The 22,892-nt window shown below is 62.6% G+C and carries 22 protein-coding genes; 20 read left to right on the top strand and 2 right to left on the bottom strand.

Annotated features, from left to right (window positions below; genetic code table 11):
* The first annotated feature begins 52 nt into the window (after positions 1 to 52).
* Genes RCF49_RS13560 through RCF49_RS13570 form a run of 3 tightly spaced genes read left to right on the top strand, consistent with a single transcriptional unit; the run spans position 53 to position 3,937 of the window.
* Complete coding sequence (locus RCF49_RS13560; RefSeq protein WP_342640416.1) at positions 53 to 2,272, top strand: TonB-dependent receptor; 2,220 nt, start codon at positions 53 to 55, stop codon at positions 2,270 to 2,272.
* A 10-nt stretch (positions 2,273 to 2,282) separates the two neighbouring features.
* On the top strand, positions 2,283 to 2,663 hold the full coding sequence (locus RCF49_RS13565) for a hypothetical protein (protein WP_342640417.1): 381 nt from the start codon (positions 2,283 to 2,285) through the stop codon (positions 2,661 to 2,663).
* On the top strand, positions 2,660 to 3,937 hold the full coding sequence (locus tag RCF49_RS13570) for an MFS transporter (RefSeq protein ID WP_342640418.1): 1,278 nt from the start codon (positions 2,660 to 2,662) through the stop codon (positions 3,935 to 3,937). The genes RCF49_RS13565 and RCF49_RS13570 overlap by 4 nt, the downstream gene beginning before the upstream one ends.
* A gap of 5 nt (positions 3,938 to 3,942) precedes the next feature.
* Here the strand turns inward: RCF49_RS13570 and RCF49_RS13575 are convergent, their stop codons facing one another.
* Positions 3,943 to 5,151, bottom strand: coding sequence for an MFS transporter (locus RCF49_RS13575; protein WP_342640419.1), 1,209 nt, complete (start codon positions 5,149 to 5,151; stop codon positions 3,943 to 3,945).
* A 112-nt stretch (positions 5,152 to 5,263) separates the two neighbouring features.
* Here RCF49_RS13575 and RCF49_RS13580 point away from each other — a divergent pair, with 112 nt between their 5' ends.
* From RCF49_RS13580 to RCF49_RS13595, 4 genes are read left to right on the top strand one after another with little or no spacing between them, the layout of a single operon-like run.
* On the top strand, positions 5,264 to 7,036 hold the full coding sequence (locus RCF49_RS13580; RefSeq protein ID WP_342640420.1) for an IucA/IucC family protein: 1,773 nt from the start codon (positions 5,264 to 5,266) through the stop codon (positions 7,034 to 7,036).
* A gap of 4 nt (positions 7,037 to 7,040) precedes the next feature.
* Positions 7,041 to 8,132, top strand: coding sequence for a GNAT family N-acetyltransferase (locus RCF49_RS13585; protein ID WP_342640421.1), 1,092 nt, complete (start codon positions 7,041 to 7,043; stop codon positions 8,130 to 8,132).
* Positions 8,132 to 9,973, top strand: a complete 1,842-nt coding sequence (locus tag RCF49_RS13590; RefSeq protein WP_342640422.1) for an IucA/IucC family protein — start codon at positions 8,132 to 8,134, stop codon at positions 9,971 to 9,973. Before RCF49_RS13585 ends, RCF49_RS13590 begins: the two co-directional genes overlap by 1 nt.
* A complete protein-coding gene (locus tag RCF49_RS13595; RefSeq protein ID WP_342640423.1) occupies positions 9,970 to 11,277 on the top strand; it encodes a lysine N(6)-hydroxylase/L-ornithine N(5)-oxygenase family protein in 1,308 nt (435 codons plus the stop codon). The genes RCF49_RS13590 and RCF49_RS13595 overlap by 4 nt, the downstream gene beginning before the upstream one ends.
* 8 nt (positions 11,278 to 11,285) lie before the next feature.
* Here RCF49_RS13595 and phnF read toward each other — a convergent pair whose 3' ends face one another.
* Positions 11,286 to 12,032, bottom strand: coding sequence for a phosphonate metabolism transcriptional regulator PhnF (gene phnF / locus RCF49_RS13600; protein WP_342640424.1), 747 nt, complete (start codon positions 12,030 to 12,032; stop codon positions 11,286 to 11,288).
* 82 nt (positions 12,033 to 12,114) lie between these two features.
* Here phnF and phnG point away from each other — a divergent pair, with 82 nt between their 5' ends.
* The 13 genes from phnG (at position 12,115) to phnN (ending at position 22,715) form a co-directional block, all read left to right on the top strand.
* Positions 12,115 to 12,570 carry a phosphonate C-P lyase system protein PhnG gene (gene phnG / locus RCF49_RS13605; RefSeq protein ID WP_342640425.1) on the top strand — a complete coding sequence of 152 codons (456 nt, stop codon included), beginning with the start codon at positions 12,115 to 12,117 and terminating at the stop codon, positions 12,568 to 12,570.
* Positions 12,570 to 13,181 carry a phosphonate C-P lyase system protein PhnH gene (gene phnH / locus RCF49_RS13610; RefSeq protein ID WP_342640426.1) on the top strand — a complete coding sequence of 204 codons (612 nt, stop codon included), beginning with the start codon at positions 12,570 to 12,572 and terminating at the stop codon, positions 13,179 to 13,181. The genes phnG and phnH overlap by 1 nt, the downstream gene beginning before the upstream one ends.
* Before the next feature lie 4 nt (positions 13,182 to 13,185).
* A complete protein-coding gene (locus RCF49_RS13615; protein WP_342640427.1) occupies positions 13,186 to 14,289 on the top strand; it encodes a carbon-phosphorus lyase complex subunit PhnI in 1,104 nt (367 codons plus the stop codon).
* A complete protein-coding gene (locus RCF49_RS13620) occupies positions 14,286 to 15,164 on the top strand; it encodes an alpha-D-ribose 1-methylphosphonate 5-phosphate C-P-lyase PhnJ (RefSeq protein WP_342640428.1) in 879 nt (292 codons plus the stop codon). The genes RCF49_RS13615 and RCF49_RS13620 overlap by 4 nt, the downstream gene beginning before the upstream one ends.
* Positions 15,164 to 15,982 (top strand): phosphonate C-P lyase system protein PhnK, encoded by an 819-nt coding sequence (gene phnK / locus RCF49_RS13625; RefSeq protein WP_342640429.1) that lies wholly within the window; start codon positions 15,164 to 15,166, stop codon positions 15,980 to 15,982. The genes RCF49_RS13620 and phnK overlap by 1 nt, the downstream gene beginning before the upstream one ends.
* Positions 15,983 to 15,994: 12 nt before the next feature.
* The gene (gene phnL / locus RCF49_RS13630) at positions 15,995 to 16,699 is read left to right on the top strand and encodes a phosphonate C-P lyase system protein PhnL (RefSeq protein ID WP_342640430.1); all 705 of its coding nucleotides are present in this window, start codon (positions 15,995 to 15,997) and stop codon (positions 16,697 to 16,699) included.
* Positions 16,699 to 17,352 carry a DapH/DapD/GlmU-related protein gene (locus tag RCF49_RS13635; RefSeq protein WP_432807287.1) on the top strand — a complete coding sequence of 218 codons (654 nt, stop codon included), beginning with the start codon at positions 16,699 to 16,701 and terminating at the stop codon, positions 17,350 to 17,352. The genes phnL and RCF49_RS13635 overlap by 1 nt, the downstream gene beginning before the upstream one ends.
* A 149-nt stretch (positions 17,353 to 17,501) precedes the next feature.
* Complete coding sequence (gene phnC / locus RCF49_RS13640; protein ID WP_342640431.1) at positions 17,502 to 18,341, top strand: phosphonate ABC transporter ATP-binding protein; 840 nt, start codon at positions 17,502 to 17,504, stop codon at positions 18,339 to 18,341.
* 27 nt (positions 18,342 to 18,368) lie between these two features.
* Positions 18,369 to 19,358 carry a phosphonate ABC transporter substrate-binding protein gene (gene phnD / locus RCF49_RS13645; RefSeq protein WP_342640432.1) on the top strand — a complete coding sequence of 330 codons (990 nt, stop codon included), beginning with the start codon at positions 18,369 to 18,371 and terminating at the stop codon, positions 19,356 to 19,358.
* Positions 19,359 to 19,444: 86 nt separating this feature from the next.
* Entirely contained in the window at positions 19,445 to 20,263 is an 819-nt protein-coding gene (gene phnE, locus RCF49_RS13650) for a phosphonate ABC transporter, permease protein PhnE (RefSeq protein WP_342640433.1), read from the top strand.
* Complete coding sequence (locus RCF49_RS13655) at positions 20,263 to 20,970, top strand: DUF1045 domain-containing protein (RefSeq protein WP_342640434.1); 708 nt, start codon at positions 20,263 to 20,265, stop codon at positions 20,968 to 20,970. The genes phnE and RCF49_RS13655 overlap by 1 nt, the downstream gene beginning before the upstream one ends.
* Before the next feature lies 1 nt (position 20,971).
* Positions 20,972 to 22,108 carry an alpha-D-ribose 1-methylphosphonate 5-triphosphate diphosphatase gene (locus RCF49_RS13660; RefSeq protein ID WP_342640435.1) on the top strand — a complete coding sequence of 379 codons (1,137 nt, stop codon included), beginning with the start codon at positions 20,972 to 20,974 and terminating at the stop codon, positions 22,106 to 22,108.
* Entirely contained in the window at positions 22,098 to 22,715 is a 618-nt protein-coding gene (gene phnN / locus RCF49_RS13665) for a phosphonate metabolism protein/1,5-bisphosphokinase (PRPP-forming) PhnN (RefSeq protein ID WP_342640436.1), read from the top strand. The genes RCF49_RS13660 and phnN overlap by 11 nt, the downstream gene beginning before the upstream one ends.
* Positions 22,716 to 22,892 lie beyond the last annotated feature (177 nt).

The raw sequence follows: 22,892 nt of genomic DNA on the forward strand, positions 1-22,892 counted from the left end.
CACTAAGCCACCTAGCCAATCGCCATCTGAAAATCTCGTTGTGAGGGCGCGCATGCGCGGGCGGCTCTGGCTTTGCCTATTTTCGATCTCCTTCCTTCCGCTGACGGCTTGGGCCCAGGAACAGACTGAACCAGCCGAAGACGCAGGAACTTTGCTGGATCAGGTCGTCGTCACCGCCGGCCGAGACCGAAGCTCGATCGCCAGCGTCGCCCAGTCCGTGCAGGTTCTCGACCGGCCCGAGATTGAAGAGGCGATGAAGATCTCGACCAGCGCCACAGATCTCATCGCGCGGCTCGTGCCCGGCTTCTCGCCCAGCAACCAGACCATCTCCGGTGCTTCGGAAACCTTCCGAGGCCGGAGCGTCCTGATCATGGTGGACGGCGTGCCGCGCAATACACCCTTGCGTGACGTTTCCCGCATCCTCTCCATGATCGATCTCGACACCGTCGAACGGATCGAGGTGGTCAATGGCGCATCAAGTCTCTATGGCGCTGGCGCCACGGGCGGTACGATCAATTTCATCACCCGGCGCGGCGATAGCGAGACGCCGAGAGGCACTGTGCGCGCCGGTGTGACCGCCTATACCGCGCGGGTCGGCCGTTCCGCAGCCCCCGAGGGAAGCGTCACCCTCGAAGGGCGCAAGGAAAATTTCGACTATTTCCTCGCCGGCTCAGGCAACCTGACCCGGCGCACCTATGACGGCCACGGCAACGAAATGGCCTCGGATGCGATGCTCGGCCAGGGTGGCGGTGATCGCACGGGCAACGGCAATCTCTTCGGCGTGGTGGGATATGGGACCGATGGCAGGCGGTTCGAGACCAGTGTCGACTGGACCTATGCCCGGCAGACGCCCGACTGGTTCACCAACTACTTGGCAGACCCGGTCTCGCCCGATTTCTCCGATCCCTATACGGGCGAGCCACTGGAGGAAGATTCGAAATATCTTACCGCCAAATATACCGACAGCAACTTTGCGTTGGGACATTTGGAAGTGAAGGGCTTTTACAACAAGATCTTCAAGCAATCGCCTTTCACCAAGCTCTCGCCGGTAAACTCGATGGTCTATTATTCGGGTAACCCGCTTAACCCGACGGCCGATTTCAACCAGTCCGCACTCGAGGCGGATCGGGCCGGGCTTAATCTCACGATCAATTCCCCCATCAGCTTCATTCGCGATGGCGCGACGCTCACCTGGGGTCTCGACTACGTCTATGACGAGACGGCGCAGAAGCTGACCAATGGTTATAACGCCATCGCGCCCATGAGCCAGAATTCACTGGCAGCCTTCGCGCAGGCAGAGGTTCCCGTGCCCGAACGCTTCCGCGTGCAGGGCGGCGTGCGCTTTGACCAGTTCTTCCTGTCCGTCGACAGTTTCCGGCGGCCTGATGCGGCCGTTTACCCCGCGACGTCGCTTGCCAATCTTTATCCCGCGGTCGATGTGCATGGCGGCTCGTTCGACTACAACGCCTTCACCTTCAATGCCGGCGCGGTTTTCGATCTTACGACCGCCCTCCAGCTGTTCGCGAACTTCTCGCAAGGCTACAGCCTCACCGATATCGGTGCCTTCACCCGTCGCGCCGGTGTCAATTCGCTGGCCGAAATTTGCGACGCCTACGGCTCGCTGGCCGCCGCCTTTGGCTGCTCGGGAACGCCGGACTTCCAGATCAGCTATGCGGATATCGCGCCCAAGCCGCAGCTGGTGAACAGCTATGAGGCGGGCCTGCGCGGTGATTGGGGCCGCTTCAGCGGCAGCATCAGCGCCTTCCTGTCCACCTCCAAGAATGGGGTCAGCTACGACATCGCCGCCAATCGCGTCACCCAGCAGAAGGAGCGCATCTGGGGCGTTGAGGCGCTGGCCGAATATGACGTGAATGACATGTTCACCGTGGGCGGCCTCATTGGCTATCACGAGGGCAAATATGACGAGGATGGGGATGGGTCGATCGGCGGTGACGAATACCTCCCCAATAACCGTATCCCTTCGACATGGAAGGGGCTCGCCTATATGACGGCCTTCTTTGGCGAGGGAATCAGAGCGCGGGGTGAGGTTGAATATTTCTCGGGCCGCGATCGGATCGAGGGCGAGGAGATCGACGATGCCGCGCTGGTCAATCTCAAGATCTCGAAGGAAATCGCCAATGGCGACCTGAGCATCGCCGTCCGCAACCTCTTCGATAGCTATTACATCAACCCGACCGCGACCGCGACGCGCGGTGCGCCAGTTCCCGGCCTGGGACGGACCATTTTCGCTTCCTATACGGCATCGTTCTAAGGACACGGCCATGGCTGTTTGCCTGCGCCAAGACGGGATGGTCCTGACACTGACTGTCAGCCCGCCCCGCAGCGATGACGATCAAGGCTCTTACCTGGCGGCGCTCGATGAGATCGCCGCAAAGGCCACTCCCTTCGGTCTTTTGGTCGCGTTCCGCACGTCCCTCGACCTCGCTCATGAGCAGCGCAAGGCCCAGAACCTCTGGTTCAAAACATCCCGTGCGCGGATGAACGCGCTGTGCCGCGCGGTCGCCATCGTGCGCAGAGATGCCAATCCGCAGATGCAGCAGACCTTCGCCTCGCTGTGGAATTTCCCTGTGCTGGTGACGGACAATGTCCAAGCTGCCCAAACCTTTCTCGCCGCGCATGTTCCGGCGGAGGAGAGGTCATGACCCATGGGACAGCAACGCCCCGCTCAGCCAATCTCTCGCGCTACCAGCTCTTCGCCGTGCTTGCCGGTCTCTATCTCGCGCAGGGCATTCCGACCTATCTCTTCGCCGCTGCCATCCCGCCGATCCTGCGTGAGCAGAATGTATCGCGCATGGCGATCGGGTTCTTCTCGATCCTGCTGCTGCCGCTGGTTCTGAAGTTTCTGTGGGCGCCTCTCGTCGACCGCGTGCGGCCGTTCGCGCGCGCCCACCGCGCCGGATGGGTGATCATCACCCAATGCGGTATCATCGCCGCCATCCTCTCCCTTATGGCTGTTGCGCCGGGGAATGTGTGGGCGATCTTCGCGATCGGCTTTATCGCCTCCCTGCTCCTCTCAACCCAGGATATTGCCACTGACGGCTATGCCGCCAAGCATCTCGAGGCTGCGGACCGACCGATCGGCAATGCCATCCAGGGTGGCGCCATCGCTTTTGGCGTCATCATTGGCGGCACATTGGGGCTCGTCCTCTATCATCAGGCCGGCTGGCAGATCATGCTCGCCGCCATCGCTCTCCTGTCGCTCGTGCCGCTGGCTGCTGCCTTCGCCATGCGCGAGAGCGATCCCACACCGGCAGCCTCTGCAGCCCGGATCTCGCGCCCGTCGATCAAGGCTTTCCTGAAGCGGCCGGAGGCGCGGCAGATCCTATGGATCGCGCTTCTCTATCGTGCGAGTGAGGGCCTCGTGAAGGCGATGGAGGGCTCCTATCTCGTCGATGCCGGCATTCCGCTCGATGTGATCGGCTATCTCTCCGGCGCCTCCGCCGCAACGGCCGGGCTCGTTGGCTCCGCCTTGGCGGCCGCCCTCGTCAGGCGATGGGGCGTGAGGTCGGGGCTTGGCATCCTGGGTAGCCTCAGGACGGTGTGCTTCCTCATCTTTGCCCTGCATGCCCTGGGCACGCTCGTGGGGGTGTGGCCGCTCTATGGCGCATCGGCTTTGCAGACGCTCATCCGTTACATGGAGATCGTGGCGCTCTACAGCCTGTTCATGAGCGTCACCTCATCCGAGCAGCCTGGCACCGATTTCACCATTCTCGCCTGTGGCCAGCTGGTTGTTTATCTCGTGGGCTCGATGGGCTCGGGCGCGCTTGCCGACATGCTCGGCTATGGCGCTCTCTTCGGACTTTCCGCCGCGCTCTCGGCCGGGGCAACGCTCGGCACCATCCTCATGCTGCGCACGAATGCCAGCCGAGCACCTGCCAGCGCTGTTGCCGCAGCTAAAGGAGGATCGCAACCATGAGCGCGTCACTCAAGGCTTTGCGACGGTTCTCGGCGATCGGATGTCATGGCCAATGCTGTCACGGCGACGAGGGCTGCCACGCATGCGCAGGACACCAGCGGCAGGAGCGGCGCGATCGTGAAGAGATAGCCGCCGAGCAAAGCCCCGGCGCCCTGTCCAAGGACATGGGTGCTCGCCAGCCAGCCGGTGGCAGAGCCTTGCTCACCCGCAGCGATGCGCGAGACGAGCCAGGCGAGATAGCTGGGCGAGGCAAGGGCCATTCCGACGCCGCCCATCGTGAGCCCGACGGCTGCGAGTGCGTAAGTGCCGCCGGTGGCGACAATAAGCGCGCCAAGAGCCACGAGACTTGCGCCGATCACCACGCTTTTCCTTTGCCCCAGCCCCAAGCGCGGCATAAGGAAAATCTGCACAAGGATCATGGTGGCTGCCGTGAGCGTGAGCAGAAGACCGGTCGCGGTCGTGGCAGCTTGGGCCGAGATGCCAAAGCTTGCCTGCAGCAACGGCCCCAGGGTGATGTGCACCTGGCCGAAGCCCATCGAGAGCAGAAAGCCGATCGCCAGGAAAGGCCGCACCCGGCCGTCGAAAGGCATGACGCGCGAGCTCTGGTTTCCCTCTTGCCGGCCTCGGGTTGCGGCACGCGCGGGCATCAGCAGCAGGCTCATCGGGCTCAAAACGAGCATGAGGAAGGGAAGTGGGGCCGCGAGGCTGGCTGTCATCGCCGCTGCCGAGCCGATAATCCGCCCGGCTCCAAGCCCGGCGCTTATGAGCGCCAGTACCGATCGCCGCTCATGGGGGCTCGCGAGCCGCAATACCCAGCTTTGCGCAACCGGCGTAACGCCCGAGGCACCAAACCCATAGATCAGCCGCGAGGTGATCAAGGCGGCAAGGCCGAGCAGCGGTGCGACCGGTCCTGCCCAGACCAGCCCGGCCAGGATCAACTGGCCGGCAAGCACCACAAGTCCGAGCATGTGCAAGGTCATCCCATGATCGAATCGCCCGCCCAGCGAGCCCAGGACCGGTGCGCCAAGCACGAAAGCAATAGCGCCGGCCGCGGCCGCCATTCCGATTTCCGCCGTGCCAAGACCCGTGAAAGCCGCAATGAGCGGCACGAGCGCAACGAAGGCGGACTGGCCAAGGCCGATGGTCGAAACAGCACAGGCCAGCTGAACGGCCAGAGACCTGGCCTTGTTCTTCGTTGCAACGCGCTCAGTCACCTAGAATACCCCAAACTCAGTTCTCAATATTTATGTATATGCGAAATATAATTCAACAATAAATAGCGATGATCAATAGTATATGTAAGTAGAAAATCTTACAGGAATACCAATGACAGTGACGGCAATGAGCGGAAATTACGATCCTGCGGCGAGCCGTTTTCTCAACGCGCTCATGCGGGAATGGGGCGGATGGAGAATTATCGGGGCGGCTGAAACGCCCTGTATGTCCTCAGCAGCCGGGAGTGTTCTGCGCCTTACCTTACCGGCCTCTTGTGCGGTCGTGCTTGTTCCGATCGCTCACCTCTCCAAGGCCTGCTATCACGCTTTTGCCTTTCCGATGCGGATCATCAGGGACGGCGCCGCGCCCGAGCCGATCGCCTTTGTCGATCTCGTGACGCTTCTGCTGCGCGAGCCGGATATCGGTGGCCGTGTATCCGACCGCGCGCGGCATATCTTTCTCCGCCGCGTCATCGACAGCGCACTGGCCATTGCAGAAATCGGCCAAGTGCGCGGGCTCGATCGGCCATTTATGGCCTCTGATCCCTCCTTCATCGATGCGGAACAGGCATTGCGTTTCGGCCATGCGGCCCACCCCTCTCCGCGCAGCCGCGACGAGTTCACCCACGAGGACTCGCTCCGCTTCGGCCCCGAATATGGCAATGGCTTTCCGCTCCGCTGGTGGGCGGTGGACCCCGATTTGTTCGCAAGCGGCAGCGTGACGCCGGTGGACGCGGCGAAAGCCATGCGCGTGCTTGCGGCTTTAGATCCCGCATTCTCCGCCCGTGCCGAAAAGGCGGCAAACAAGAACCTTCTACCGATCCACCCCTGGCAGGCCGCTCGGCTTATGCAGGATCCCGCCATCAGCTGGATGATGAGCGATGGCTTGATCACCGATCTCGGCCTCGGCGGTCCTTCGTTTCGGGCGACCAGCTCGCTGCGCGCGGTGCATTCCTCGGCTGCGCCATGGATGCTGAAATTCTCGCTGAGCCTGCGCCTGACCAATTCGCGCCGTCTGATCGAGGCGCATGAATGCGCGCGCGGGCTTGCCATACACCGTTTGATGACGGGTCCGGTTGGGCAGGCGCTGAAGGCCCGCTGCCCGCGCTTCCACGTGATGGGCGAACCCGCCTGGCTTGCGCTGCGCGAGCGGGATGGGCCGCTCATCAGAGAGACGATGGTGACGCTGCGTGAGAACCCGTTCATGGGCGAGCACCAGCAACCCGCCGCCGTGCTTGCGGCCCTTTGCGAGCGCCATCCCGATGAGCGCGGCAGCCATCTCGCCGACCTCATCAACCGGACCGCCAAGGCCGAAGGTGAAAGGCCGACCGAGGTCGCAGAGCGGTGGTTTCAGCGCTTCCTCGGCATTGCCGTCGAGCCTTTCCTGGTGGCGCAGGGTGCTTTCGGCCTGCTCTTCGGTGCGCATCAGCAGAACCTCGTTCTCGGTCTGCGCGATGGCTGGCCGGACGCCCTTTATTTCCGTGACTGCCAAGGCACGGGCTATCTCAGCAGCTTTCTGCCGATGCTCCGGGAGCACTTGCCCGAAGCGGGTTCGGACAAAGATCATGTGTTCGACGCTGAGACGGCTGCCCGGATTGTCGGCTATTACCTCTTCGTCAACGGTGTCTTTGCGGTGGTCGGCGCGCTGGGCGCCGCTGGACTTGCCGATGAAGACCGGCTCTTCGCGCAGTGCCGCGCTTTCCTTGAGGATCTCGCCTCCAGCGGTTTGGAGAGCCGGACGTGCCTCGACCACTTGCTGTCCTCACCCACCATCGGCGCTAAGGGCAATTTCATGCTCTCGCTCGGCAACGTCAACGAGAACACGGACGTGACGGACCCGCTCGCAGCTTACGTCCAGCTCGCAAATCCTCTTGCGCAAAGGTGATCTCATGACCGTGCAGCCTGGAACCAAAGACTTTTCCTCCGCCGAAGCTCGGCAACGGCTGGATACCGTCACCTGGCATTTCCCAAGCTCCGGTAACGGGCGAATGGCGGTGCGCCTGGACAAGGACGGTACACTTACCCTTTCTGGACGCGCGGGGGAGATAGCGGCGGCCGCGCGTCTTACGCATAATAACCCTGATCTTGCCGAGCTGAGCGCTGTGCAGCTTGAGCCCTCACGGCCAGATGCCGCACACCTGCTGGCAGCGCTAATTGATGCCGTGTTCCTTCGCCTGCCCGGCATCACGCGTGTCCATCTGCCCTCAGCCGAGCACCTTGCTGCGACGGCCGCGCTCGCCACCGAAACGATCATCGATCCTGTCTCGGGCGAGAAACGGGCGGTCGTCTACCGGATAGTCTTCCGGCAGTTGCCACTGCTCTGGCGCCGGCAGCAGGCGCATGTGGCCTATCCCCTGCTGCGCTCCTCAATCGGACCTGAGGACAGGCTCCCGCCCCTGCGTCCCCCGCGGCCGTCCGGCATCATGTATGAGCGCTGGCTGCCGGAGCTTGATCTCGTTGTATCACTGCGGCCGATCGATCGCCGTTCCGATCTCGGCCTCTTCCACCATTGGATGAACCAGGGGCGCGTCGCCTTTTATTGGGAACTTGCCAAGAGCGCGCAGGAGCTCGATGCCTATCTCGCCGAGCAGGAAGCTGATCCGCATATTTTCGGCGTGATCGCCAGTTTCGACGGGGAGCCCGCCGGCTATTTCGAATTCTACTGGGCGAAAGAAGACCGCTTGGGTCCCTATTACGAGCCGGAGGATTTCGACCGCGGCTGGCACGGCCTCGTCGGCAATGCTCGCCATCTTGGCTGGCCGAAAACCCATGCGTTGTTCCGCTCCGTCACCCACTACCTCTTCCTGGACGAGCCGCGTACCCGCCGCATCATGGGCGAGCCGCGTGCCTCTCATAAGAAGATGCTGAGCTATGCGGCGCAAACGGCCTACGAGAAAATCAAGGAGTTCGACTTCCCCCATAAACGCGCGGCTCTCGTATGCTGCCAGCGTGAGCGCTTCTTCCGGGAGGTGCCGCTGTGATGCGCGGACCCCTGCCCGAGGGTAGGCCGGTCGATGTCGCGACCTGGGGGAGGATGAACCGGGCCGCGGCGGCCAAAGCACTTTCAGAGCTCGCCTATGAGGAGGCATTCGTTCCGCTGGCGCTCGATGAAGCGGAAACACGATGGGCGCTGCAGCTTTCTGCCGGGATCGAGTACCGTTTCGAGGCGGTGCGCCGCATCTGGGGCCAACTCACTATCCGGCAGGAAAGTCTGGTGCGCTGGGAGGGCAAGGAGGAGCGGCCCGTCGATGACGCCATAGCCTTCCTCGCGGATGCGCGAGAGGCGCTTGGCATCTCGCCCGCCACATTCTGCACCTATGCCAAGGAGCTCTACAACACGCTGATGGCAGATGCGCGCGTCTTTGCTGCGCGTGCGCCGTTTACGGCAGATGATCTCGCAGGGCTGTCCGACACCTGCCTGCAGCAGCTCCTGGATGGCCATCCCAAGGCGCCCGCCAATAAAGGGCGTCTCGGTTGGGGCCTTGAAGATTTCGCAGCCTATGCGCCGGAATTTGGCCGCAGCATTCAGCTCTTCTGGCTCGCAGCCGCACGCAACGCCTGCGAGCTTTCCCTTGCCGGGGGAATGAGCGAAGAGAGGCTGCTGAGCGCAGCGCTCGACGAGGCCGAGCGGACGCGGCTCGCTGAGGCCTGCCTGGCCGCTGGCGTTTCCGCTAAGTCCCACCTTCTTCTGCCGGCCCATCCCTGGCAGTGGCAGGCGATGCTCGCTGCGCAGTTTGCGGGCGAAGTGGCAGCGGGCCGGCTTGTGCCGCTCGGCACGTTCGGTGATCCCTTCCTTCCTCAGCAATCCTTGCGCACGCTTGCGAATGCGCGACGCCCCGAGGCGTTCCACATCAAACTCCCGCTCACGATTCTGAACACATCCGCTTGGCGAGGCGTACCCGGCAAATATATGGCGATCGGCCCTGGCTTTTCCCGCTGGCTCGTGGGTCTCACGAAGCGCGACTCGGTCTTGCGCGGGGTGAAGGTGCTGGAAGAGGTTGCCGGCGCGTTCTATCCGCATCCGCATTACGGGCGTGTGCCCGATGCACCCTACCAGTTCTGCGAAATGCTGGGCGCGATCTGGCGGGAGAGCCCCGAGGCGGGTTTGCCCGCTGGCCAGCGCCCCATGATGATGGGAGCGCTCGCGCAGCGCGACGCAGGCGGCAGGTCCATCGCCAGCGCGCTTATCGCCCGATCCGGCCTTGGGGCTCGCGCTTGGCTTGATCGGCTGTTTTCCGCTGTTATCGTGCCGCTCTATCATTTCATGTGCCGCTATGGCGTTGGCTTCATCGCCCATGGACAGAATGTGACCGTGATCCTCGACGGTGCTGTGCCGGTCGGGGTCGCGGTCAAGGATTTCCAGGGGGATGTCGATCTGGTCGATGAGGATTTTCCTGAGCTGGACTCGTTGTCAGGAGCGGTCAAGCAAACACTGAAGCGCCGTCCGGCCGCTCATCTGCTCCAGCACTTGCAGACCGGCCATTTCGCCAGCGTGCTGCGATTCCTCTCCGAAGCGCTTGCTGCTCATGACGGCCTGGACGAGACCCTGTTCTATGCGACGCTTGCCGCATCTCTCCGGCGCTATCAAGCCGAGCATCCGGAGCTTGATCAGCGCTTCGCCCTGTTTGACCTCTTCCAGCCGAAGGTGCCGCGCATTGCCATCAACCGGGTGCGCTTCGCCATCGGCTATGGCGATGCCAATGACCGCCCGGTGCCCGCATTGGGCACGGCGCTCGACAACCCTCTCCACCTTGCCGAAACGGCGCTCCTCTCCACCCCATCCGAGCGCCGCTCCGCCGTCTTAGGAGCCTCGCCACGATGACGACAACTCTCGATCTTGCCGGAATTGGCATCGGCCCGTTCAATCTCAGCCTGGCCGCTCAGCTTGATTCGATCGATGGGCTCCATGTGCGCTTCTTCGAGCGCAATGCCCGTTTCGACTGGCATCCCGGGATGATGTTGCCGGGTGTGGAACTGCAGACCTCCTTCCTGAAGGATCTCGTCACCGCGACCAACCCGACAAGCCCATGGTCGTTCATCGCCTATCTCGTGGCGCATAGGCGGTTCTATGAATTCCTCAATGCCGATTTCGAAGCGGTGCCGCGCCAGGAATTCGCGCGCTATCTGGCCTGGGTCGCAGAACGGCTCTCGACACTTCGCTTCAACTGCGCGGTGCGGGAGGTCGGCTTCAATGGCGAGCTCTTCACACTCGCCTTCGGTCATGAAACGAGGACTGCGCGAAACTTGTCGATCGGCGTTGGACTTGTCCCTCAGATCCCTGACTGGGCGCGGCTGATCCTCGGCAGCAAAGGCTTCCATTCATCAGAGGCCGCTCATCGGCTCGGGGATATGGAAGGCCGACGCATCGCGGTGATTGGCGGCGGGCAGAGCGGGGCGGAAATCATGCTTCACCTGCTCTCGGCCCCTCGAGCCGGCGCGGAGATCACCTGGCTCAGCCGGCGGCCGAACTTCCAACCCCTCGATGATTCACCCTTCGTGAACGAGTTCTTTACGCCGCATTATGTCGAGCGCTTTCACAGGCTGGCCGAGCAGCGGCGGGCTGCCACCGTCATGCGCCAGAAGCTGGCAGGTGATGGGATTTCCCTCTCAACGCTCCGTGCGATCTATCGCCGGATCTATGAACTCAAGCATTTCTCGGCGGGGCCGGAGATCGGGCTGCTGCCCCATCGCGAGGTTTTGGAACTCACCCAAGATCGCGACGAAGTGCGTCTCGTCATGCGCAACGGCTTTGATGGCGGCATCGAGATGCTCTCGGCCGATATGATCGTGCTCGCGACCGGCTATCGCTACGAAATCCCGGAATGCCTGGCGCCTTTGAGAGAGAAGCTGGCACTTGATGATAACGGTCACGTTCGACTGGCCTCCGACTTCTCGGCAAAGTGGGACGGGCCAGCAAACCGCCACATCTTCGTCCTCAATGGCGGCCGCTTCAGTCATGGGATCGCCGAGCCGCAGCTCAGCCTCATGGCCTGGCGAAGCGCCGTGATCGCCAACGCATTGGTCGGCCGGCCGCATTTCGATACTGAGCCGGCAAGCCAATTGGTGCAGTGGACGGGCGATGATGGTCGCTCGCGACTAAGAAACGCCGCAGGACTGCGCGCCTAGCCACCAGCTCAGACCAGGAGTTCGACCCGATCGGCGGGAAAGCGTGTCAGGGAAAATTGGATCGGTGCGCCGGCAGGATCGACGTTGACCGCACGGGTCAGGATGACGATGGCGCCGGGCGAGAGGCGCAGATCGCGCGTATCGACCTCGTCGGCATGACGTGCCTCGATGCTCGTCGAGGCTCGCAGATAATCATTGACGCCGAATTCCCGTAAGGCCGCCGTGACCGAATTGTTGCGCGCGAAGACCGCAGCGATATCTGGAAAACGGGTTTCGCTGAACCAGGACGTCGCCCGAGAGACGGGAACGCCATCCGCGGTTCCGAGCGTCTCGATCCGCACAACCGGATCCCCTGGCCTGAGGCCCAGTGCAGAGGCGAGATCCGTCATGGCCTCTTCACGAGCGTGCTCTAAAAGCTGAATCTGCCGATCACGTGCTTGCTGTTCGAGCCCGGTTGAAAAGCGCGTCCGCTCGCGGATCGGATAGACCAATTTCTGCCGCCGCCGCGCAAAAGTGCCGCGCCCCTGGATCGAATGCACCACGCCCTCGTGCGAAAGGGCGGCGATCGCCGCCCTTACCGTGTGGCGATTGACCCCGAAACGGGCGGCCAAATCACTCTCGGGAGGCAAGCGCCCCTCGTGATCGCACATGGTGCCTCGGGCAAGGCCGGTGCGGATCTCATCTGCAATCTGTCGCCACAGGGCAACGCCGACGCCGCGCTGTACCGCAGCCTTCTTTACACTCGACCCGGCCATTGTCACCCGTCTGTCATTCAACCCGGTTAGGAGTAGGGTAATTCGTTAGGTTGTCTAGATCAATAGACAAATCGGAGAGGTGATGAGCACCGAAGCCATAATCGCAGCGCGAAGGAACCGGATGGCGGTGCTAGCGCGCTGCAAGAGCAGCCGATTGCAGGAGCTTTGGGACGGGCTCGGCTTTGAGCCGGCATACAGGGTGCTGCGTGGTCCGGAATCGGGTCTCGTGATGTTGCGCGGCCGGATCGGCGGTACGGGTGACGCCTTCAATATCGGCGAGGCGACTGTCACCCGCGCGAGCGTGAAGCTGGATGATGGCAACGTGGGTCATGCCATGGCGCTCGGCCGCGATATGGCGAAGGCACGTCTCTCAGCGCTCATCGACGCCCTGTGCCAGAACCCAGAGACCGCCGCCTTCATCGATGCCCAGGTGATCGCGCCAATCAAGCGCGAGCTCGATGACGCAGACGAACGGCGCCGGCAGGAGACGGCTGCGACGCGCGTTGATTTCTTCACCATGGTTCGGGGAGAGGATTGATGCTGGCTGAGGCGAATACGCTCGAAGGCGGCTTTGCTCAGCCGGTTTTCGACGCGCAGGCAACCTTCCGTACACTCATGAATGCCATGGCGCGACCAGCAACGGTCACGCCAGTGGCAGCGCGGGCAGTGCCGCCGCCGCCGATGCAGGCTCTGGCCGGGGCGATTGCCTGTACGCTGATCGACAGCGATACGCCCGTCTGGCTCGATCCAATGCTGGCAGGCAGCAAGGCCTTGCAGGCCTGGCTCAACTTTCAATCCGGCGCGCGCCTGGTGAGCACATCCGCCAATGCGGCTTTCGCCATCATTGCTGATCCCAGCAGGATGCCGCCGCTGGAGGACTTCGCACAGGGCAGCCACGAATATCCTGACCGCTCGGCAACACTTGTGCTGCAGCTCGAGAGCCTTGCAGGCGGTCCTCTCCTCACATTCCGCGGCCCGGGCATCCCCGGGGAGGCATCGATTGCACCTTTAGGCCTGCCGGCCGACTTTGCCTCGCAATGGAGCAGCAACGCCCGGCGCTTCCCCCGCGGCATCGATCTGATCCTGTGCGCGGGCGAGGCGATCGCCTGCCTGCCGCGCTCGGCGCGACTCGTTCGAGTGGAGGACTAGCCTCATGTATGTTGCAGTCAAAGGCGGCGAAGTCGCGATCGAGAACGCGCATCGTCTGCTGGCCGACCGCCGCCGCGGCGACCGTTCCGTGCCGGCAATGACACTAGACCAGATCGCAGAGCAGCTTGCACTCGCCGTTGACCGGGTGATGAGCGAAGGCTCGCTCTATGATCGCCGGCTTGCCGCGCTGGCCATCAAACAGGCCCGCGGTGATCTGATTGAGGCGATTTTCCTGGTCAGGGCCTATCGCACCACGCTGCCCCGTTTCGGCTATAGCGAACCGGTCAATACCGGCGCCATGCTGGTCGAGCGCCGCATCTCCGCCTGCTACAAGGACCTGCCCGGCGGCCAGCTGCTGGGCCCGACCTTCGACTATACCCATCGGCTGCTCGACGAAGAGCTCGACGGGGATCCGGAGGTCGATGGGGCCGAGCTGCGCGACTGCGAGGCCGAGCCGCCCATGCGCATTGCTGACATCCTCGGTGGCGAAGGTCTGATCGAGGAAGATGCTGACAGCAGGAGCACCCCTGGCGATATCAACCAGACGCCTATGGAATTCCCGCTGTCCCGCGCCACGCGCCTGCAAGCTCTGGCCCGGGGCGATGAAGGCTTCCTGCTGGCGCTCGGCTATTCCACCCAGCGCGGCTACGCCCGCTCGCATCCCTTCGCGGGCGAGATCCGCATCGGCGAGGTGGAGGTCGAGGTCTTCGTGCCGGAACTCGGCTTTGCCGTGGCGGTCGGCCGCGTGCAGCTGACGGAATGCCAGATGGTCAACCAGTTCAAGGGATCGGCCAAGGCACCCCCGCAATTCACACGAGGCTATGGCCTGGTCTTCGGCCAGTCCGAACGCAAGGCAATGGCCATGGCCCTTTGCGATCGCGCCTTACGCGCGGACGAGCTGGGCGAGGATATCGTCGCACCGGCGCAGGACCAGGAATTCGTGATCTCCCATTGCGACAACGTACAGGCGACCGGCTTCGTCGAGCATCTGAAGCTGCCGCATTATGTGGATTTCCAGGCTGAGCTCGACCTGGTGCGCACCATGCGCGCGGAACATGAAAGCGCTCGTGCCGAAGGCGCGATGAAAACGCGGGAGGCGGCGGAATGACCATCCAGCCCCAAGCTTCAACCTATAATTTCGCCTATCTCGACGAGCAGACCAAGCGGATGATCCGGCGCGCGATCCTCAAGGCGATCGCCATTCCCGGTTATCAGGTGCCCTTCGCCAGCCGCGAAATGCCGATGCCCTATGGCTGGGGCACGGGCGGCGTTCAGGTCACCGCCGCCATCCTCGGTCCCCGGGACGTTCTCAAGGTCATCGACCAAGGTGCCGACGACACAACCAATGCCGTCTCGATCCGCAAGTTCTTCCAAAGGGTTGCTGGCGTCGAGACCACCACGCGGACGGCGGATGCCACAATCATCCAGACCCGCCACCGTATCCCCGAGACACCGCTGCGCGAGGGCCAGGTGCTCGTCTATCAGGTGCCGATCCCCGAGCCCCTTCGCTTTCTCGAACCTCGGGAGACCGAGACGCGAAAGATGCATGCGCTCGAGGAATACGGGCTCATGCATGTGAAGCTCTATGAGGACATCGCGCGCAACGGCCATATCGCGACCACCTATGCCTATCCCGTGAAGGTTGAGGGCCGCTACGTGATGGACCCGTCGCCTACGCCGAAATTCGACAATCCGAAGATGCATATGTCGGAAGCCTTGCAGCTCTTCGGGGCAGGCCGCGAGAAGCGCATCTACGCGCTGCCTCCCTATACTGACGTTGTGAGCCTCGATTTCGAGGATCATCCCTTCGAGGTACAGCGCTTCGACAAGCCATGCGCCCTCTGCGGCGCCGAGCAGGTCTATCTCGACGAGGTCGTGCTCGATGATCGGGGCGGGCGCATGTTCGTCTGCTCGGATACCGATCATTGCGAGAGGCGGCGGGCCGAAGGCCATCGCGGCGAGATGGCGGGGGAGGCTGCGTGATGACATTCGCTGCCCCTCTGGCCAAAGAGTTTGATGGCACGCACGAGCCGCTGCCGCTGCTATCGGTCCGCTCACTGAGCAAGCATTATGGTACACGCGTCGGCTGCACCGATGTGAGCTTCGATATCTGGCCGGGCGAAGTGCTGGCGGTTGTCGGTGAATCCGGCTCAGGCAAGACAACCCTGCTCAACTGCATCTCGACCCGTTTGGCGCCAAGCACCGGCACTGCTTTCTATCGCATGCGCGATGGCGAGATGCGCGACCTCTACGGCTTGAGCGAAGCGGAGCGCCGGTTCCTGTTGCGCACCGACTGGGGCTTCGTCCACCAGAACCCGGCGGACGGTTTGCGCATGACCGTCTCGGCTGGCGCCAATGTGGGCGAACGGCTGATGGCGATCGGCAACCGTCACTATGGAATGATCCGCGCGACCGCAACCGATTGGCTGGCCCGCGTCGAGATCGAGGCGGACCGCATCGATGACCAGCCGCGCGCCTTTTCCGGCGGTATGCGCCAGCGTCTGCAGATCGCGCGCAATCTGGTCACGGCACCGCGGCTCGTGTTCATGGACGAGCCAACCGGTGGCCTCGATGTTTCCGTGCAGGCAAGATTGCTCGACCTCTTGCGCGGCCTCGTCAGTGAACTCGGTCTTGCCGTGGTGATCGTGACCCATGATCTCGCCGTGGCGCGTCTTCTCTCGCACCGCATGCTGGTGATGAAGGATGGGCGCATTGTCGAGCATGGATTGACCGACCGCCTGCTCGATGACCCGCAGGCGCCCTACACCCAGCTGCTCGTTTCCTCCATCCTGCAGGTCTGAGGTCGCATCATCATGAACCATGCCCTCACCGTTTCCGGCCTTGCCAAGACATTCACCATGCATCTGCGCGGCGGCATCGAACTGCCTGTGATCGCCAATGCGAACTTCGCCTTGCTATCCGGCCAATGCGCCGTGCTCGGCGGTCCCTCCGGTGCCGGCAAGAGCTCGATCCTCAAAATGCTCTACGGCAATTACGCCGCCAATGCCGGGCAGATCCTTGTCGCTCATCGCGGCCGACAGGTTGATCTCGCGACGGCCGAGCCGCGGACAATTCTTGAGCTTCGCCGGGAGACGATCGGCTATGTCAGCCAGTTCCTGCGCGTGGTGCCGCGTGTCAGCGCGCTGGACATCGTTGCAGAGCCGCTCATCGACCGCGGTATCTCGCGGCAGGAAGCGCAAAACCGCGCTGCCGGTCTTCTCGCCCGGCTCAATCTGCCGGAGCGGTTATGGAACCTGCCTCCTGCCACGTTTTCGGGGGGTGAGCAGCAGCGCGTGAACATCGCGCGTGGCTTCATCACCGACCATCCCATTCTGCTCCTTGATGAGCCGACCGCGTCGCTGGACGCCGTGAACCGGTCCGTCGTGATCCACATGATCGGTGAGAAGAAGCAGGCCGGTGTCGCCTTGCTCGGAATTTTCCACGATGCCGATGTGCGCAATGCGGTCGCCGATGTGGTGATCGATGTGACCGCCTTCGCGCCCCGGAGGGCTGCCTGATGGCCCGCCTGTCCGAGATCCCCGTCATCCACCCCACGGCCAAACTCGAGAACTGCGTGCTCGGTCGCTACACGGAGGTCGCCGAGGGCGGCCGCCTCGTCGAGACCGAGCTCGGCGATTACTCCTACGTCATGGAGAATTGCCAAAGCTGGTGTGTCACCATTGGCAAATTCGCCAATATCGCGGCCTCCGTGCGGATCAACGCGACGCACCATCCAATGTCGCGGGCAACCCTGCATCACTTCACCTACCGCGCGTCCGATTATTTCGACGATGCCGAGCATGAGGCGGATTTCTTTGCCGCCCGCCGCGCGAGGCGCGTGTTCATCGGTCATGACACATGGATCGGGCATGGCGCCACCATTCTGCCCGGCGTGACCATTGGTGATGGCGCGGTGGTCGGTGCGGGAGCTGTCGTGACCAAGGATGTTCCGCCATACACCATCGTTGGTGGCGTTCCGGCGAAATTCATCCGTAAGCGCTTTCCCGATGCGATTGCCGAGCGGATGCAGGCCCTGGCCTGGTGGGACTGGCCGCACGATCAGCTGCGCGCTGCACTGGACGATTTCCGCACACTGACCGCCGAGGCCTTCCTTGAGCGATACGAAAAGGCGGGCCGCGTGAGCGTTCTTTGTGAAACGTCATCAAACTGACATGGCAGTGATAACTGCCCTTCATGTGGCTGGGCTAACCGCTTGATGAAATGGGTGCGCCTGCCCGGATCCGGCACGCTGATCACCGGCAGGTCAGCTCAAATCTCGTCGCCATACATGCGGGTCCAACCGATGGAAGGAGGGACTTAATGACCGCCATCTCCATTCGAAATCTGTCCAAGAGCTTCGGCAAGAAACGGGCGCTCGACAATGTGAGCCTCGATATTCAGCGCGGAGAGATGGTTGCTCTGATCGGCGCGTCTGGCTCGGGCAAGAGCACGCTCCTTCGTCACATCTGCGGCCTGGAAATCGGCCAGGCGGGACAGAGCAAGGTCAATGTCTTAGGGATGCCGATCCAGGATGGCGGCCGGCTCTCGGCGCAAGCCCGCGAAATGCGCCGCAACATTGGCGTGATCTTTCAGCAATTCAACTTGGTGGGCAGGCTATCCGTTCTCTCCAACGTGCTGCTCGGCAATCTTGGCCGCATCCCATCCTGGCGCGGCACGCTTGGCCTGTTCACGGCGGCAGAAAAAAGAAGCGCTCGCGAAGCGCTCGCCCGCGTCGGCATTCCCGAACTGGCCTGGCAGCGCGCCTCGACGCTCTCCGGAGGCCAGCAGCAACGGGCGGCGATCGCCCGGACCTTGGTCCAGCGCTCGAATATCCTGCTCGCCGATGAGCCGATCGCCTCGCTTGATCCTTCCTCCGCCCGGCGCGTCATGGAGATCCTCGCCGCCGTCAATCGGGACGAGCAGATCACCTGCGTGGTGTCGCTGCATCAAGTCGAATATGCGCGGCGCTATTGCCCGCGCACCGTCGCGTTGCGTGACGGGCGCATCGTCTTTGATGGTCCCTCATCGGAGCTGACCAACCAGATGCTGGTCGATCTCTATGGGGCCAACTCCGAGGAACTGATTTTGCCGGAGGCGCCACTGCAGCCGGCAAACCCGAAGCGCGTGACGGAGCCTGAGCGCGTTGCGGCCTATGCCTAACCAACCACACGAACAGGGAAGCTTGTCATGAACCTTTTTCTGAAGGGCGCGGCGGCTGCCGCCTTCGCCTTCATCCTATCTGGTACAGCCATCGCCGAAGAGATCAATTTCGGCATCATCTCCACGGAATCCCAGCAGAATCTCCGGCCGAAATGGGAGCCCCTGCTGGCCGATCTGTCGGAGAAGACCGGCCTTAAGGTGAAGCCGTTCTTTGCCTCCGACTATTCCGGCGTGATCGAGGGCATGCGCTTCGGCAAGGTTCAGCTCGCCTGGTACGGCAATAAGTCGGCGATGGAGGCCGTGGACCGGGCCGACGGTGAGGTATTCGCACAGACCGTCAATGTCGAGGGAAATCCCGGCTACTGGTCCGTCATCCTCGTGCCCAAGGACAGCAAGGTGAACTCGCTGGATGATCTGCTGAAATGCGACAAGTCGCTGAATTTCGGCCTCGGTGACCCCAACTCCACCTCGGGCTTCTTGGTGCCCACCACATTCGTCTTCGCGGCCAAGAACATTGACCCGAAGCAATGCTTCAAGAACGTGACCAACTCCAATCACGAAACCAATGCGATGGCGGTGGCCAATGGCCAGCTCGATGCCGCCACCAATAATACTGAAAATCTGACGATCATGGAGAAGAACGCGCCGGACGCTTTCGCCAAGGTGAAGGTCATCTGGAAGTCGCCGCTGATCCCGTCCGATCCGCTGGTCTGGCGTAAGGACCTGCCGGAAGAGACCAAAGCCAAGCTCAAGGACTTCTTCCTGACCTATGGCACCGAGGCTTCAAAGGGCGATGTGGCGCATGAGAAGGAAGTGCTTGCCGGTCTGGAATGGGCGCCCTTCAGGCCCTCCAGCAACGATCAGCTCCTGCCGATCCGCGTCATGGAGCTGACGAAGACGATCGCCAAGGTCCAGGCGGACACCTCCCTCTCGGAGGCCGACAAGAAGGCTCAGATCGAGAAGCTCGAGGCTGAGAAGGCCGCCTTCGAAGAAAAGCTCAAATCGACCCAGAGCTGATTACCGCACGGGCTCGCTTAACAGCCCTTGCTCGAGCCGGCCGCGACCAACCGGATGCGGTCGGCCCACTCGGTCGAGACCCGAAGATGAACGAGACCGCAAAGATCACCAATCCCGACATGACCCGCCCGGAAGTGGAGCGGGACTGGACACGCAGCGCTTGGACGGCCTTGAGCTGGATCATGCTCGCCCTGCTGCTTGTCTGGAGCTGGGCCCCGGCTGAGATGTCGCGCTGGACGCTGCTGTTCACCGATGCCGACAATATGGCCCAATATGCCAGCGGCTTCGCGCATCCGGACTTCTCGGAATGGCGCTACTACATGCACGAGATGGTGGTTACCATCCAGATCGCGCTGTGGGGCACATTTCTTGCCGCAGTCTTCGCTATACCCTTCGGCATATTGTCGGCGCGCAACATTGCGCCCTGGACCATCGTCCAGCCTATGCGTCGCCTCATGGATGCCTGCCGATCTATCCATGAGCTCGTCTTCGCCGTGCTGTTCGTCGTCGCCGTCGGCCTTGGCCCATTTGCCGGGGTGATGGCGCTCTTCGTGCACACGACTGGCATTCTCGCAAAGCTCTTCTCCGAGGCGGTCGAAGCAATCGATCCTCGGCCGGTTGAAGCCATTAGGGCCACTGGCGCATCGCGGCTTCAGGAGGTCGTGTTCGGCGTCGTGCCGCAGGTCATACCGCTGTGGATGTCCTTTGCGCTTTACCGCTTCGAATCCAATGTGCGGGCCGCAACCGTCTTGGGCGTGATCGGCGCCGGTGGCATCGGGCAGGTCCTCTTCGAATCGATCCGCGGCTTCTATTACCCAGAGGCTTCGGCCATGCTGATCATCATGCTGGTGACGGTCTCCCTGATCGATCTTCTGTCACAGCAGCTGCGCAAGTTAGCCCTCTGATGCGCTATGCGATCTATTTCACACCGGATGCCGAAGACCCGCTGACTGCTGCAGCGCAAGCTTGGCTCGGCCGCAACGCGTGGACCGGCGAACCCGTGGACAGGGCAGTGCCGGCTGGGTTCACCGACGCCGAGTTCGAGCAGGTGACCGCCGCGCCGCGCCGCTACGGATTCCATGCGACCCTGGTGGCGCCGTTCCGGCTGCGCGATGGCATCCAAGAAGACGATGTGATGCAAGCGGCTCGGCATCTCGCGCAAACTTGCACGCCATTCGCCATACCGCGCCTCGAGGTCACGCGCATCGGCAATTTCCTTGCGCTGACCCCCGCAATGCCGTGCCAAGAGATGGACGCTTTGGCCTCGAGCGCGGTCGATCATTTCAACCCCTTGCGGGCGCCGCTCATCCAGAGCGATATCGAGCGGCGCAGGCCGGCGTGCCTGACACCTCGCCAGCGCAGCTATATCGACCGGTTCGGCTACCCCTATGTGAAAGACGAATTCCGCTTTCACATGACGCTCACCAGCGCGCTCGAGCCAGATCTTGCTCGGCGGATCGAACCAGCAATACGCGCGCATTTCGCCCCCATCCTCGACCGTCCCGTCCCTGTCGAGGCGGTGACCGTCTTTATCGAGCCCAAGCGGGGCGGCGATTTCATCGTTCACTCAACCCATCGCTTCGGCTCGGCCCAGCCGAGAAAGTCTGCCTGACATGCCGCAAGAATTCGCTCTCACCAATGCCCGGATCGTGCTCGAAGGCGAGATCATCACCGGCTCCATCCTCATGCGGGACGGGCTGATTGCAGCAATCGACCGCGGTCCATCCGCCATGGCCGACGATATGGACGGCGACTATATCATTCCCGGGCTTGTCGAGTTGCACACGGACCATCTGGAATCCCATTACAATCCGCGTCCAGGCGTTCTCTGGGACAGTATTGCGGCGCTGCAAGCTCATGACGCGCAGGTTGCCGGCTCCGGCATCACCACGGTATTTGATTGCCTGCGCCTTGGTTCAGACGAGGACAGCGGCTTCAAGAAGGGCGAGATGCGCGCGATTGCCGATGCGATCGAGACCGCCAGCGCGGAGGATCGGCTGCGTGCCAGCCATCTCATTCATCTGCGTTGCGAGGTCTCGGCCAGGGACGTTCTCGACCATTTCGAGGATTTCCGGACCGACCCGCAGGTGAGGCTCGCGTCTTTGATGGATCATGCGCCGGGCCAGCGCCAGTTTCAAACGCTTGACCAATACACGCTCTATTACAGAAAGAAGCGCGGCCTGAACGACACGGATTTCGAACGCTTCATTGCCCGGCGTATCGAGGAGTCGGCGCGCTACGCCGCACCCCACCGCAGGGCGATCGTGGATGCCTGCAAGGAGCGTGGCATTGCACTCGCCAGCCATGATGATGCAACGATAGAGCATGTGGAGGAATCCCGGGCCTTTGGGGTGAAGTTGGCGGAGTTCCCAACCAGCATGGAAGCGGCGAAGGCCTCTCATGAGGCCGGCATGGCCGTGCTGCTCGGTGCACCCAATGTGGTGCGCGGCAAGTCCCATTCCGGCAATATTTCGGCGAGAGCGCTCGCCAATGCCGGCGTGCTGGATGTTCTGTCGTCTGACTATGTGCCCTTCAGCCTTATCCATGCACCCTTCGTGCTGGCGGATGAAGGCAGCATGAGCCTGCCGGAAGGCATCAGGCTGGTCAGTGCAACGCCGGCCCGTACGGTTGGTCTTGAGGATCGTGGCCGCATCGCTGAAGGGTTGCGTGCCGATCTGGTTCGCGTGCGCCGTCACGCCGGCGTCCCGGTTGTGCGCGCGGTCTGGCGCGAGGGTCGTCGTGTTGCCTGATGCAAGCCCGCTTTTTGAAACCGCTCCTTCAGGAGGAGATGGTGTTGTTCTCGCCGTGGTCGGGCCGAGCGGTGCGGGCAAGGACAGCCTGATCGCCTATGCCCGGCAACGGCTGGCATCCGATCCGTTGATCCTGTTCGTTCGCCGAATGGTGACGCGCGAGGCCGTGGCCTCCGCCGAAGACCATGACACGTGCTCGCCGGAAGCCTTTGCCTCGGCACGAGCCGCCGGCGCCTTTGCGGTCGACTGGGAGGCGCACGGGCTGCATTACGGCATTCCAGTTGCGGTGCATGGCCATCTCCAGAAGGGCGGCATCGTGGTGGTGAACGGCTCACGCGCCGCGCTGCCCGCCATGCGTTCTGTCTTCAGACGGGTTATCGCTGTCCACATCACATGCCATCCGGAGATCCTGGCGGCAAGGCTCGCCTCGCGACGGCGAGAAACTGCGCATGACGTACAACTGCGCTTGCAGCGGGCTTCACTGAAGCCCGCTGATCTCGGAGATATGATCGAGATTGACAACAGTGGCGAGCTCGCGGTCGCCGGCGAGGCATTGACGGCAGCCATCCGACGGGCGGCTTCGCTGGCCCGCTATCGGCGGGGCTGAATTCGGCTTCAAAAAAACTCGCCGCCCAGATGCTGCGACAGTAGAATTTCGGCAGCCCAGTGGGATGCGGCAGTCTGACTTGATTGACGAGCCGCGCAGGTCGCGTATGAACACGCTTGAGTCATTCAAACAAGGCGCGGTCGCAGAGGCGACATGTGCCACAGCAGCGGTTCCCCG

The sequence above is a fragment of the Rhodoligotrophos sp. CJ14 genome (assembly GCF_038811545.1).
GTDB classification, from domain to species: Bacteria; Pseudomonadota; Alphaproteobacteria; order Rhizobiales; family Im1; genus Rhodoligotrophos; species Rhodoligotrophos ferricapiens.

Excerpts from the sequence above, each read along its gene's own strand:
- phnG (WP_342640425.1), top strand. The coding sequence starts at position 12,115 with ATGAGCACCGAAGCCATAATCGCAGCGCGAAGGAACCGGATGGCGGTG.
- RCF49_RS13655 (WP_342640434.1), top strand. The coding sequence starts at position 20,263 with ATGCGCTATGCGATCTATTTCACACCGGATGCCGAAGACCCGCTGACT.
- phnH (WP_342640426.1), top strand. The coding sequence starts at position 12,570 with ATGCTGGCTGAGGCGAATACGCTCGAAGGCGGCTTTGCTCAGCCGGTT.
- phnF (WP_342640424.1), bottom strand. The coding sequence starts at position 12,032 with ATGGCCGGGTCGAGTGTAAAGAAGGCTGCGGTACAGCGCGGCGTCGGC.
- RCF49_RS13560 (WP_342640416.1), top strand. The coding sequence starts at position 53 with ATGCGCGGGCGGCTCTGGCTTTGCCTATTTTCGATCTCCTTCCTTCCG.
- RCF49_RS13615 (WP_342640427.1), top strand. The coding sequence starts at position 13,186 with ATGTATGTTGCAGTCAAAGGCGGCGAAGTCGCGATCGAGAACGCGCAT.
- RCF49_RS13580 (WP_342640420.1), top strand. The coding sequence starts at position 5,264 with ATGACAGTGACGGCAATGAGCGGAAATTACGATCCTGCGGCGAGCCGT.
- RCF49_RS13565 (WP_342640417.1), top strand. The coding sequence starts at position 2,283 with ATGGCTGTTTGCCTGCGCCAAGACGGGATGGTCCTGACACTGACTGTC.
- RCF49_RS13660 (WP_342640435.1), top strand. The coding sequence starts at position 20,972 with ATGCCGCAAGAATTCGCTCTCACCAATGCCCGGATCGTGCTCGAAGGC.
- phnE (WP_342640433.1), top strand. The coding sequence starts at position 19,445 with ATGAACGAGACCGCAAAGATCACCAATCCCGACATGACCCGCCCGGAA.
- RCF49_RS13620 (WP_342640428.1), top strand. The coding sequence starts at position 14,286 with ATGACCATCCAGCCCCAAGCTTCAACCTATAATTTCGCCTATCTCGAC.
- phnL (WP_342640430.1), top strand. The coding sequence starts at position 15,995 with ATGAACCATGCCCTCACCGTTTCCGGCCTTGCCAAGACATTCACCATG.
- RCF49_RS13570 (WP_342640418.1), top strand. The coding sequence starts at position 2,660 with ATGACCCATGGGACAGCAACGCCCCGCTCAGCCAATCTCTCGCGCTAC.
- phnD (WP_342640432.1), top strand. The coding sequence starts at position 18,369 with ATGAACCTTTTTCTGAAGGGCGCGGCGGCTGCCGCCTTCGCCTTCATC.
- RCF49_RS13635 (WP_432807287.1), top strand. The coding sequence starts at position 16,699 with ATGGCCCGCCTGTCCGAGATCCCCGTCATCCACCCCACGGCCAAACTC.
- phnK (WP_342640429.1), top strand. The coding sequence starts at position 15,164 with ATGACATTCGCTGCCCCTCTGGCCAAAGAGTTTGATGGCACGCACGAG.
- phnC (WP_342640431.1), top strand. The coding sequence starts at position 17,502 with ATGACCGCCATCTCCATTCGAAATCTGTCCAAGAGCTTCGGCAAGAAA.
- RCF49_RS13585 (WP_342640421.1), top strand. The coding sequence starts at position 7,041 with ATGACCGTGCAGCCTGGAACCAAAGACTTTTCCTCCGCCGAAGCTCGG.
- RCF49_RS13595 (WP_342640423.1), top strand. The coding sequence starts at position 9,970 with ATGACGACAACTCTCGATCTTGCCGGAATTGGCATCGGCCCGTTCAAT.
- RCF49_RS13590 (WP_342640422.1), top strand. The coding sequence starts at position 8,132 with ATGCGCGGACCCCTGCCCGAGGGTAGGCCGGTCGATGTCGCGACCTGG.